Source organism: Acetomicrobium mobile (assembly GCF_937920065.1).
The window spans coordinates 1-13,382 of record NZ_CALETC010000182.1; the positions used below are offsets into that span (position 1 = coordinate 1).

Consider the following 13,382-nt stretch of genomic DNA (forward strand, 5'->3'; position numbering starts at 1 on the left):
CTTATTGCCGCCAATGCAATTCGTCCCATCGTAAAAGGTCATTTTAAGTGACAAGATCATCAACCCTCCTGTTTATTTTTACAAATACTTTGAGAAAACCCTGGGATAAACCTTCTGTTACAAGGATTCAATCGAGAAATACCTCGACAATCTAATCTGATTTGCGCAGGCAAGTGTGATCCCGTCGAATATAGCGGGAATAAAAATGATCAGTAAAAACGTGCAAGTTTAAATAATCATTGCTTTCATATGCACGTGCAATTATATTGGAAAGATTACGATATTTGGGACGGCAGCGTTTACTCGATTTTCTATCTTACTTGAATATCGGGTAAAGCATCGCTGTATTCACTATCCATGAGGTGAAGTTGGTGTCTGATAATACCACGCATTTTTAAGGCAAGATCCAAACAATAAGTCCTAAATTCATCGATGTTAACATCTTCAACGCTCTTAGCATGAGGAAAAAATAATCTCATGAAACCAGAGCAAATGCGTCTTATGGCGGTCACATCGCGTGTATCGCTTGACTTTGGAATCATCAGGAGGTTCTCTACAATAGCCGGATAAATAATCTCATTTCTCAATGAATGCATAACTTCAGAGAAATACTCCACGTTAAGAGCCCATCCATGAGCTTTCATGTTTTCTCGCATCCTTGGTATGTCCCAACCTTTTATAAAACCATGGAAGCGATCAATGAGTGCTGATTCTTGAAAAGCATAAGGTAATTCGGTAAACACATTCGTGTCTTCTCGCATCTTTTCGTCTGATATATTGCCCATCAATACCAATCCTGCTTTTCCGGTACCCCGATAATCACCTACACGATACTCCCCCGATTCCATATATCCCTTTAATGCACCCCTTATTTCGTCCACATCGGGAAAGCTGATGGTTTGCACCTCGTCAAAAGCTACATAGTCATAACGGCTCAGTAAGCCTGGAGTGCTACGTGAGATATCGTAAAACAAACGTGCTCGAGTAATACTTCCTCCGCTGACCAGCCAACCATATTTCGATAGTTGAGACATCATGTAAGATTTACCCGTACCTTTGGGCGCTAATTCGATTAAGTTAATGCGGTTTTCTACAAATGGAAGAAGCCTGCTGAGGAGGGCAAGCTTTTGGCGAGTATCTAAAAACCCTACAGGGTTATAATCTACTGCCAAAAGCAACATATCTATCCACTCGCTCAACGTAAATTCTTTACGTACTTCCTGGTAATAGTTAACATCTACTTTATAAGGCTTAAAGGGCTTGAAGCTGATCATATAGATAGCTCCATCGCCTTCTTTTCCAGTCACTCCAAAGGGACTCCACTCGCATTCAATGACTCCCCAAGTTTCGCTATCATTCAGGAGTTCCTCGCGATTTTGATAAAGCACATGATCCTTAACAATGGCCTCATATTTACGATTAGGGAAGCCCAAATCCGGCAGTTTAAAAACACCGTGACCAGTACGGACATCTATCTCGACTCGTATCTTGGCCAAAAATTTGACACGTTGCCCATCGTTGATCATCTTACTTTTTAACAATTCCCAATCATTCTTAGTGGGGATATTGTTTTTTATGTAATCTCTGACTTCATCCAAATTCAGTTTCCCATCGTCATCGGAGAAGCGCATAGCAATCCAGTCACGCAAATAGGAAGGGATGCTCAAGGATGAAAAAAATTTATTCTGGATTGGGTCCTTATAGACAACCATTTCTTGGAAAAAAGTTCTTATTTTGTCCTGTAACATATCGTTAGCATTCATTTTGAAAAATCACCTCACAATCCCAAATCATCCTGGATAAAGCCTTTTACTGCTTCGAAGGTAATTTTTCCTACATAACGATTAGCACTATACAGCCTTCCAGCATATTTGCCTGCTTTCCAGTCCTTTAATTTGAATTCCCAAGTTAAGGCCTCTGCTTCTTGTCCTTTTAAACTACTACCGGTTACATGTAGCTCAAGATTACCTATGGTTCGATTGCATCTCACGGCAAGAATGCCTTCACCCCTGGGATTCAGCTTGACAGTTCCCTCAATTAGCTCAAATTTCAGCGGAACCTCAACACATGCTTTTCTTACAACAATCACCGGCGATAGACACTCCTCAGGTGCAGCACCGCCGTGGACCTCACCAGGGGAAGCCATACAACCCTTAAACCTGCAATGGGTAGGCAAGCAAATGACGTTGTTTACTAAAACCCATAATGTATTAACGTCATAATTTTCACTGAGGACATCATCCTGTAATGCTGCGAAACGACCTCTTGAATCAACTGTAGTCCCTTGAGGAGGATCCACTCTTTCTTTGCTTATGGCTGCAAATCTACTAAGACCATGGTCAGAAGTGACAACCACAACAGAAAATTGAGATAGCAATTCCTGGACTCTAATGGCTAATTTGTCAATCAGCTCCATTTCCTTAAGGAAGGATTGAGGAAACGTGTAGGCGTAATGATGGGCTATGTCGTCTAGATCGCGAATGACTTCCTCGTCTTCCTCCCATTCTTTATTAGCATCAGTTATGGTAGGTAAGTTAGCTCTAGCCAACATCACTTCGCATTCAACCTCTCCATCCATTGTCAGCAACTTAATCAATAATCCAAGCCATTCTGCCCCCATAGCATCAACCCAAAGTATCTTTGAACCGTTGGAACGTTGCCTAGCTACAAGATCGCTTCTTCCTTGGTAATTCCAAAGCAATTGGTCACTGGCCCATTTATCGATTAAGTCATTTATGGTGCTATCTACCGTATCGCTCAATCTACAACGGTTATAAGCGAAAAAGTAGGTATCAGCAAACTCATCGTCAGTGGAAGGAAACCCCAAATACCACGTTAACCTTGGGAAGGCTACTTCAAGATAATCCCACCAAAGGTCAGTGGAATGACTCGATAGAAGTTCACCAACAGAGGACACAAGTTTTTCTCGCTCAGTCACTGAAAGATCCGTCAACACCGCAATCCGCTCTAAAGGACCTGATAGCTCATCATATCGTTTCCAAAATTCAGGTGGCATGACAGTGACGCTAAGGAGTTTTAAAAGCTCTTTACGCTCCATGCTAAAGGACAGCGACTTAGGGAGTGAAAATATTGTCATTATAACATTATCAATAAAGTCGCTCACGCTGTTGCTTTTCTCGATAACATGATACAGATAAGATTCGGGGTTGCTTTTTGCCTTGCTCCATAGCCATATAAGCCAACGTTTGCTTTCATCCAAGTTTTTCCACATTGCAAACAGCTGTTGAGAATTATAATCTGCAACATTTAATATTCGACTGGCTACACAATCCAGACTTTCACCTTCTCCCATTTGAGTAGCCAGCCTTTCCCAGTCCTCTGAAGATCCCCACTCTTCCCTGATTTCCTCCCAGTTGGCACTTCTACAGACATAATCAAAGCAAGAAGGATATATGTATACCTTACACTTACCACCTAATCGTCGCTTTGGCAACCATGCTGCCATATCAGTTTGCAACCATATTTTATGAACGTTGCCACTTTCCCACCTGGAAAGGTATTCTTTTATTCCATTGACAATCAGAAGATCCTCAGACTCGATACAAAAGGGTGCCACTACAATCTCACAATCACCTTCTCCTTCAATCGACAAGATGTCGGGAAGGAGATCTTTTTTGTAACGTGAGACATTATCCATTTCAGCAAAGAAAGACTCATTTATTGATAACAGCGGTATATAAAGTCGTCGTATTTTTTCTGCAGGCCATTCGGCTAAAGAACGGACAATTATGGCACTTTCAGGATCAAGCCTGATACATTCTGCCATTGGGATCAGCAAAACGTCTTTACAGTTAGATATTTCCTCCTTAAGGTAATACTGCAGCTTAGTCATATCAGGGAACACGTCACGACCACTGCAAAACTCGGACAGACGAATTACTCTATCCACCTCATAGGCAAGTTTTGTAACAAGTTCATCCCAAGTCCGGGATCCCTGCACTAGAATGAAGCGAGTAGCAAATCTGCAGCCCTTACTCTTTTCTTCCCTAACATTAGATATTAATTCATCAATATTCCTAAAACATTTCATCGGAGGAATCTCCTCTTTATCTTTCGTGGTTCCTTTTCGACTTTAGCGATAGCAGCTAACAACTTGGTTCCAACAAGAGCATCATAGGCAGCTAATTGTTTGATGAGCTGCTTCACCTCCTCTGGCGGTATGGATTCGATGACGTTTAACACTTTAGGATAGGCTATAGAGCGGTAGTTTTCATTTATCCATTGACGAACCAATTGTTGAATTTCATTCAACCGCATGGGCCATCGATATATGTTCCCGTCTAACCTTCTACGAATATAGGCCTGCAGTTGATCAACCATATTTGCCTCTAGCACGAGCTCGGCATAATCACCAGCGATCACCCGTATAAACCTATCGGAAACATATTGTTGATCTTGAAGATTGACAAACTCGGCAGCGTGATTAGAAAGATGTTCTATCAATTTATCTATATCCGTTTCAGCCAGTTTATGAATGTTATCGTAGTACTCAAAGAATGCATGATGATCTTTGCCTTCCAGCATCCATTGAATAGGGACGCCCCTTTCCTCACTCCATCTCTCGGGAGATTCCGAGTCTGTAAGCTCTTGCCAACGTTGCCGAAGCTGCGCTATCTTCTTTTGCCGGACTTGATTATTTAAGGCCAGCACTATAGCTGATCTAGCCTCATCTTCACTTGCTTGAGAAAGATCGGACAGTTCATTGTACAGCGCCTCAGATTCGGCATCGCTTAAAGTATGACCCGTATATTTCTGAACTAAAACCCTTGCCACAAAAGGGCCTTTATTTAAAACTGACGCCAATTGACTGCTATAGCGACGTATATCTTCCGATCTGTTAACCTTTATGCCCTGACTTGGGCGATAAAGCAGTTCGTAAAGATATTCTATGAGGGTAGCTATCTCATCAGGTTGGCCTTCTTTATGCCAAATGAGTGGCAGTTTGCCCTTGAACCAGCTATTGCGGAAATAGTTACGAAGTTCATTTAGATCCTGTCTCTTCACTCCTAAAAGACAGTTTAATGCATCCACAAGATCAAGCTCAGTGGTCACCTCAGGCAACTTTTCTTTAACACTTTCTTCGGTCCACAAGAATGCATCCTCATTGAGCAGGACTCTTAGCCTATTCATAACATGAGAAACTTCTAGGTGCAGTTTTCCCATGAGCGAGATCAGTTGGGGATTATGAATCTCTAAAAACCTCCTCAAGCCCTCCTGCATCCTATCCCTGTTAATTATTTCAGACAGGTCATAACGCACTGGGCTTACAACATCAACTACTGCTTTAATTTCCCGATCTTCCAACTCATCCTTAGTAAAGGTTAAAATTTCATTAAGCTCCCTCACAGCTTCCATTACATGACTAACCGAACTAATAGAGTAGGTTCCTTGGACATAGTACATAAGCGTCCACAATGGGTAACCCGATTCTGAAACTATCCTTCGAATGTTTTTTCGCGCCTCTTCTGGGTAGGCTGCCTGTTCTTGGGTTAGGCGGAAAACGTCGCGTGCAATATGGCAAAAACGCTCACCTTCGATAGACATTTTTCTAATCGTGTAGTTTTCAGAAAACCTGAAACACTTCATAACCTGTTCAATAAGCTCTGCAAGCTTATTGGGATTTAGCGGGAAGGAATTGTTGCCGTCGGAATAATAATAACCATTGGCATATTTACGCAAAAGGAAGGCAAAAATCAAGATGCCGATAGGCGAAGGCATGAGGCCGTATGGAGGCTGCTGTAAAGCCTCCCATAATTGTTTTAAATTGACATGCACATTAGTGTTAAAAAACTCATCCACAACACTTTGCATCTTGCTCAAAGGATGGTCCAGATGCCTTGAAATTTTACCTTCCCAAAAACCCAGTGCTTGGAGTTCGTTTACCACGCTTTTGTATGGTTGCTGAATATTTTGCGCCACTCCCAGGCCAATCTCAGCACCAGCCTTTCCCCACGATTGGGTATACAGGGTAGCAACCTTGCTCAGCCGTTCGGGACCATAGCGAAAAACCAAATTTACAACATCCTCTAGATATCCAGCGACAGCCTGACACCCATCTAGTTCTTCCTGTTGCCCCCTGAAAAAGGCACGAATCCTACCTATGCGGACCATATTAAGCCAACTGTCTATGATGTCTTTAGCCTTAGCATCATAATACCTTTGCATTTTATTGTCTTTCATTTCTTGGTAATATTTAGAATAAGCCTGAAAATCAAGCCATTCTTTCCAATCTCTTGCACTAAAGGCTACTTGGCTGATCAGTATGCAATAATTTGTATAAACCTTGCTAACCTCCGCAGCCACGACTTCTGAACTAGCCAAATCTTCTTCCTCTTGAGCAACCACCAGAATTACACCTATTTCGTAAGTCCTACCTGCTCCCTGAAAAACGCGCTCGGGCCGTGACTTGAATTCCTTAGCCGACACTATTTGAATTGGATGGCGAAGTCTGGCTGCACCTGATAAGGATAGTAACCCCATGATTTTAGACGCAAAACCAACATCAGAGTCCTTTTCCTTAGCCACCTTCTCGAAAGTAAAAGCATTTTCGACCCATCTACGACATTCATTTAATTTGTTTTGATCTATGGTAGAAGTAGGTATCATGTACTCCATATCATTGCCTATTGATATGGCATACATAATATTCTTGGAACAAAGCGCGTCAGCTACTTCCCTGATCTTTTGATAAAGTTCGGTCCCAAGAAACATGTTTTTTATGTTAGACAGTTTCGGCTTAAGCAGGCTATGGACACCTTGCGTCTGTGTCCATAGTGCAAGTAATAATAGCATTACACGGAATACCTTTAGTTCTTCCTCGTTCATGTCATGTTTTTTGGAATTGTAATAGCTAAGAAGATTGTTTATAGCTTCGATGTTATCGATCTCAACGCCCTTAACGTCCTCGAAAAAGTACTGCCATAAATAATCAGGAGTTAACCAATACCAAGAATTCTGCGGATAATTAGCAATAAACCACTGAAATGACCCGGGAGGATCTGTCTTTAAAAATTGAAACAAAGTACGTTGGCTTGAGCTGTAAAGCGATGAAATTGTGGCCAAGAGATAGGCAGTATATGGGTGTATGGGAGCCATTCGTTTAATCTCTTCTTTATTGACTTGTTCTCCCAAAACGTGAATTTGAAGTATTGCTTTTTCTACTTGACTCCAGAGGGAATCCAGCTTATCCCCCCACTCGCTCTTGTAGTCAGGTTTAACCTCAATTACATTAGAGATAAGCTTATATGCAGTGATAGGGACCATCTCTAACTTACAATTATGAAACCGATCGAGCAATTTTTTCCGCGTGTCTTCATCGATGCGCGTAAACTGATTTAAGGAACGGTGGGTTATAAGGAAGAGGTAAAAAGGCATGTCAGCTGTAGCATGAGCAAGTTCTTGCAACGGCGTAACAGGCACGTTATTCGTGAAGAATTCGGTAAATTCATCCCAGATAAATACTATACCTTGCAAGTCGTTGACTTCTATAACCTCTTTGATCCAGGCTTTAACAGCAGTAGGAGAATCAGCTAAAGTCAGCCCCTCTTCTTCCAATACGGCAGCTACTTGTTCACCAAGTTTCACATCGCCAGCGCGGAGGCGCTCAATGACATCGGCGGCAGCTGCAACAGTCCGAAAGCGACCGCGATATTTTGTAAAAGCTGCATTCCAATTAAATATGCCGCTTGGATCGCTTAATTTACTTACAAGTTGATCCATAAGGCTTTCGCTGAATGCGTTAGTATAGCCGTGGCCTCGTAACTGCTCTTTAATCGCCTGTTGTATTTCTATCATTAAACCACGGCTTGAGGTAATATGCCCGGACGCCGAACGGTAAATTACCAAGTAAGGCTCCTTTTGACGCAGCGCCTTGAAGCGTTGCCATAAAGGTGTTAGAATTTGATGTTTTTTAAAATACTCCTCAATAACCTCAAGGTCATCCTCTAGTAAGTGCTTAATCACAAAGGAAGCATAAGTTTTGCCCGTACCGTAGGCTCCAGTAAGCCATATAGAGCGCTTATCTCCGCCATGCGCTCGTTCTAAGGCAGTCATTAGTTTGTCCAATAATGTTTTCATCTGATCATGAGGGATGAAAAACTTCCAATCCTCCCGGCGGTTTTTATCTACTTCTTCCGAAAATACCGGGATAAAGTCTTCCCTTACAGCCAAGAAATCGCTATATCGCCACACTGCCATTCCTCCTTTTCGGATAGGCAAATTGTTATCCCCTTATCGTCAATCTTAAAATGATCATGATCCATATTAGTCAAACGTCCCAAAACACAGTTCCGATTGCAACCGAAAACCACCCAGGGCCAAGTAACATCATCAGACCATAGAAGTCTTGTTCTGTCTTGCTGAAGATATAATTTACCAAATGAGTGGATTATAGCAGAATCGTTAGGTTCTCTGCCTATGCGCGAGATGCGACGTGGTTTGTCGCCGCTAACATATCCTTGACCAAGTTCCCTTCCCACTGGGGTTCGTTCAAGCAACCCAGCAAGTTCCATTATGGCATTGATCACCGTTCGTTCGGCCAAGCGGGGAACCGATTGTTCGAGCATCGCTTTTAACTCAGTGGTGGACCATGTACCTAGTCCCAGATGTGCATACCAACGTGCCGTTGGAAAAGAAAAGACAACGTTGACCCAAAGTAATTCCCAAAGAGATAAATCATCTACTCCACGTCTAATAAATTCCATTCCCAATGCAGTTAAGTTACCCTTTTTATCCTCTATGCCTGCCGTTTTTAGCCATGTGGCAAAGGAATCAACCTGCCTATTGCCCAGGGTCGAGTTTTGTCGCCAACCTTCATTATCAAAAAGGTAAAATTTCAGCCATTCCTTTCGTAATCCAAATATCCTATGGCGAGTCCAACCTTTTTCATAATACCAATTAGACACAATCAAGCACCTCAATTGACTTATTGTGATGATTCAAAAAAATATTGTCTAAATCACGTACAATATCAACGCGAATTAAACTATCATCACGAGCTGATAAACCCTTCACAATCCCTATTAGCGCATCCCGCGGAACGCCAAACAATGTATACGGACCCTCGTCAGTACCCTCATACAATTCATGCACAGTGAACTCATATCGTGATGTCTTTTCCGCATAACGATAGAGGCTATAAAGCACAGCTAATGGATCTGGTGCTAACCAACCCTTTTTATATAGTACACTACTGATGCGTTTGCCTTGATTTATTCCTATACCAAGCCCCAACTCATTACCTAATGGGGTTTTTAGAAGCAAACCAAAAAGCGCTGTCATTGCATTTCGCCTAGTAGTTTCGCTTTGAGAATATGTTTCACCCATTTTGCGCACTAATTCGGCTTTAGTCATTGTAACACCCCAGGGAATAGCTGTAAGATACCACTTCACAGCGCTTGAATTTCGTGCCAAGTTCGTCCAGATGACTGCCCAAGTAACCAAATTGTCAACTCCTAATCGAGCTAGTTTTTCCCCTAAATTTGTTATAACAAAAGTGTTTTTAGTATTCCCGCCCAATATTAATTCCGCATGTTTAAGCCATAGAAGCATTGCATCAAGCTGTCGGTTGCCCAAAGTATTGCTGTTAATCCAATTAAAGGGTGAAGCAAAAAAAGCAGCTAGCCATTCTTTTTCCATGCCAAAGTGTTCATACGTGTGTAAAACCATTTTGTGATTGTCATTCATACTTAAACCTCCCCCACTTGTTGATATAGATTTAGCGGTTAGGCACGGCTCGCCATGCAAGTCAAGACATCGACCACAAGCCTGACATTCATCGCCAATATGAACCTGTTCACAGGTAATCAAAGTTCCAACAGGACATTCAGCTTCGCAGGCTTGACAGTGGCAGCAATAGGCACTTTTAAGTGCTACAGCACGAAATGCCTTAAGAGTACATCGATCTGCGTTCGCCAAACCACCAACTTCTACAGTAACGCTGTGATCGTTTTTTTGTACGAAATAAGGATATGTGTTGCCGCCTCTCTCTATGTATCCTTGACCTATGCCGGTTCTCACTACATGACCAAGAGTTTTGGCCCATTCTTGCCAATCTTCAGCGGGGTAGCGCAGTGAAAAAATAACCTTATCTCCGCTTGTCTGCTCAATCACACGATTTCCACCGCCAGAAACATATCGGCCACCAGCTCGACCTTTCCAACTCCCTTTCTCTATATATTTTTTGGTTTCCTCATCATGATGGATACCTGAACTAATGGCGTATGAACATAGCTCTTCAATAAAAGATCTCATATCTTGCCAATAAACAGACCCACTAATAATATCCCACCATACTGAAGCCATGGGGCAAACAGCACAACCAACACGAGTGGCACCATAACGATAGGCCTTGTTCAAAAGCAATCGCCGACCAAAGAGGTACAAAAAGACTTCACCTGCATTCCATGTAATAATGGGACTAGCATTTATTTGCGTCTTGTGTTTGCCCCCCAAAGTCAGAGAAGGATAAGTCGCTCTGCCGCTGCTTTCTTCATTCCGCACCCCATCAATGATCATTGCTTTAGCTGATGGTTTGTTTAAAAGCTTACGCAGTAGTAATAACGTAGGCACCGATTTGTGGACGGAACAACACCAGCGATGTATGCGGCTTGGAGGTCCCATTTCACGCCAGCTTGTCAGGGTATCTTTAGCACTTTTGGCAGTGTAAAAAGACAAGTGTGGCCACCGTCTTTTGGCTGCCTCCACTGCATAATATGTATCGCTAATTTCCATGCCGGTATCGCCAAAAACGACGACGAACTGATTTGGTTCCAAAACTCGCTGAACGAGGTCTAAAGTAACGATGGAGTCTTTACCGCCTGAAAAAGCTACAGCTACTATATCTACTTTATGCTGTTGGCGTGCATACGTATGATAAATGAACTTGAGCGACTTTTGGACAAGTCCTTGGAGGAGTGCCCCATTTTTATTCACCATAGCCTCAACCTTGACAGGTTCGAGGATAAGTCCTGAGCGATGGATTTTAAGTTCAGGCTTGGAAAACAATCCACCACCTTCAGCCTTTGCCACTAATTCGCCATGATAGTAATATCTACGACTACCGATAGCCCAGAGAAGAGGTTCTTCAACTTTTGGATAACTCCAATAGCGTTCAAAGCCCAGTAAATCAAGTTCTTCATAAAATACGGGGCGAACATCGCTCCTCACGCCTGTATCATATCCATCGACCAATAAAATACCGCCTGTATCGCTATCCCATTGAATCCCATACATGCAAAATCATACTTCCCTTCGTGATTAATATCCCAGAAAATCACGCAATTCCTTATTGGAAATCATATAATGCTTAAGCTTCTTAAGTGCCTTTACTTCGATTTGACGCACACGCTCACGAGTTACGCCAAAGAGACGTCCAATCTCCTCTAAGGTTTGTGGCTCACAACCGTCAAAACCAAAACGCAACCGCAGTATTCGTTGTTCATTTGGTTTCAACTTGGCCATAAATTCAGATACAGCATCGTGTAACAAATCTCTATCTATATTTTGCTCCTCCAGTGATAGTGAATGATCTTCCAAAAACCACTTTGGATAAGCACCAGTCTTTTCCCATTCGGCCAATGTCGCTTCCCATGACACAATAGGTTGAGCAATTATCTGTAATTCACGCACCTTGCGTTCTGATAAACCCATGACATCGGATATTTCTTTTGCCACTGGTTCACGTCCGTGGACCTTATAGAAATCGTCTGTCATTTTTTGTAGCTTCTTGATGCTCTCCGTCAGGTACGAGGGCAAACGAATAGCTCTACCATAATCATCAATAGCCCGATTAATAGTCTGAAAAATCAACCAGGAAGAATAACTACTAAGCCTGACTCCTTGTCGCCAATCAAATTTTTCCAGTGCTTTAATTAAACCGATACACCCTTCTTGGAAAAGATCAAGGAAATCCAAACCCATGCCAACATAATTAGTGGCTTTATTAAAAACATGTTTAAGATTGGCTTCAATGAGGTGTATGGCTGCTTCTCGATCTCCCTCTTTGGCTAATTTGGCTAGTCGCCGTTCCTCATTAGCTGTCAATTGCTTTATTTGACCAATATATTGCAGTAATATCTGCACGCTAGAATCTGCTAAAAGATACGATCTATCATCCTGGATTTGTATATCCCTACCTTGAACATCTTCGATGTTCGCCGTCGATTTCAAGGGCTCTTGATCCAATGTCGAAAAACGTCCACGCCTTTTGCTTCTTCTTTTAGGCTTTAGTTTATGCTTATTCAAATCATCATAAAAAATATCTAGGGAATTCCACGAAGTCTTATCTGTAATACAGCCATAGGGCAATTGATCAACAAGCTCGATACCTTCAGCCTTTAAGCATTCATAAATCCTATCAATTGCTTCGATGGATACCTCGCATTCAATAGTGTGGAACAAATCGCTTATAGCTTGAAAAGTTATATAGCCACCCTGTTTTTTCCCTAAAGCTACTAATCGACGACAACACTGCTCTAATGTCGGCCCTTTCTTATTGGGTTGTTGAATCCTCTGTTTCACATTTTCGGTTAACCTTGGTATGTTATTTTCAGCTCGCTTTATCGCTTTCTTTGCTGGAGGAGATCCCCCGGAATTAGCAATCACTTTCAACTCATCCAACCCTACCCTATACTTTATAGTACCTTTCTGCATCAACTGGAATGTTTCAAGACCTTGCACCTATATGCCAAGTCACCAATCTTTAACTCCTTCCTAACGGACTGCCCAATTATTCATTCACTGCTCTATCATCTGGCAATAGGTCATAATTCTTATTTAGAGAATAGTTAGGTTGCTAAAAAATATACACTGCTTTTGGGCTATTCTTTGGTTAACAACATAACACAGCAAATAGCTATCTTTCTCATCTATTCTCTTCTTATTAGAATATTCATTTTAATTTTGCATTACATACTCTATCGTGTCAATACCTCCGTCTCAGGCAGACGCTAGTTTCAAAATCCGTCCGAAGTATTTTTGAGGCTCGCAAGACCTTGCTATGCTACCCTCTTTACAAGGCTTACTTGCTTCTACGGAACTTCTTCTTTTTTGCTTATTTTCACATGACAGTAATTTCGGTCAGCTTACGTACCCGCAGCCCACTCTTCACTACTCAAAATGTAGTACATTTAGCTTGCCTAACCCTTTTTTACAAGCTATAGTGATTATCGCAATAAACTAAACTGGAATGACAACTAAGCAAAAGCATGTCTGGTTTTTAGCTATATTTTCGCAAATTGGCCACAAATATTTTCTTCAAGGGTGAAGTATAAATGGATGTATTGGAACGCATTACGGATCACCTCAGAAAAAAAGAGGTGGTAGTCTTAACCGGCGCAGGGATGAGCACGGCTTCGGGGTTG

The 13,382-nt window shown here is 42.0% G+C and carries 6 protein-coding genes; all 6 read right to left on the reverse strand.

All coding sequences use genetic code 11. The features are described from left to right. Positions 1–311: 311 nt before the first annotated feature. From brxL to Q7P41_RS07230, 6 genes are read right to left on the reverse strand one after another with little or no spacing between them, the layout of a single operon-like run. Positions 312–1,763 carry a BREX system Lon protease-like protein BrxL gene (brxL, locus tag Q7P41_RS07205; protein ID WP_303883161.1) on the reverse strand — a complete coding sequence of 484 codons (1,452 nt, stop codon included), beginning with the start codon at positions 1,761–1,763 and terminating at the stop codon, positions 312–314. A gap of 14 nt (positions 1,764–1,777) precedes the next feature. Next, positions 1,778–4,051 carry a BREX-4 system phosphatase PglZ gene (pglZ, locus tag Q7P41_RS07210; protein WP_303883162.1) on the reverse strand — a complete coding sequence of 758 codons (2,274 nt, stop codon included), beginning with the start codon at positions 4,049–4,051 and terminating at the stop codon, positions 1,778–1,780. Continuing rightward, the gene (locus Q7P41_RS07215; protein ID WP_303883164.1) at positions 4,048–8,211 is read right to left on the reverse strand and encodes an ATP-binding protein; all 4,164 of its coding nucleotides are present in this window, start codon (positions 8,209–8,211) and stop codon (positions 4,048–4,050) included. Before Q7P41_RS07215 ends, pglZ begins: the two co-directional genes overlap by 4 nt. Beyond that, the gene (locus Q7P41_RS07220; RefSeq protein ID WP_303883165.1) at positions 8,181–8,924 is read right to left on the reverse strand and encodes a hypothetical protein; all 744 of its coding nucleotides are present in this window, start codon (positions 8,922–8,924) and stop codon (positions 8,181–8,183) included. Before Q7P41_RS07220 ends, Q7P41_RS07215 begins: the two co-directional genes overlap by 31 nt. Next, complete coding sequence (locus tag Q7P41_RS07225) at positions 8,917–11,253, reverse strand: phosphoadenosine phosphosulfate reductase family protein (RefSeq protein WP_303883167.1); 2,337 nt, start codon at positions 11,251–11,253, stop codon at positions 8,917–8,919. Before Q7P41_RS07225 ends, Q7P41_RS07220 begins: the two co-directional genes overlap by 8 nt. Positions 11,254–11,277: 24 nt before the next feature. Further along, positions 11,278–12,699, reverse strand: coding sequence for a sigma-70 family RNA polymerase sigma factor (locus Q7P41_RS07230; RefSeq protein ID WP_303883168.1), 1,422 nt, complete (start codon positions 12,697–12,699; stop codon positions 11,278–11,280). Positions 12,700–13,382 lie beyond the last annotated feature (683 nt).

Bases quoted from the DNA above. Each gene is read 5' to 3' on its own strand.
- Q7P41_RS07225 (WP_303883167.1), bottom strand. From the start codon at position 11,253: ATGTATGGGATTCAATGGGATAGCGATACAGGCGGTATTTTATTGGTC.
- pglZ (WP_303883162.1), bottom strand. From the start codon at position 4,051: ATGAAATGTTTTAGGAATATTGATGAATTAATATCTAATGTTAGGGAA.
- brxL (WP_303883161.1), bottom strand. From the start codon at position 1,763: ATGAATGCTAACGATATGTTACAGGACAAAATAAGAACTTTTTTCCAA.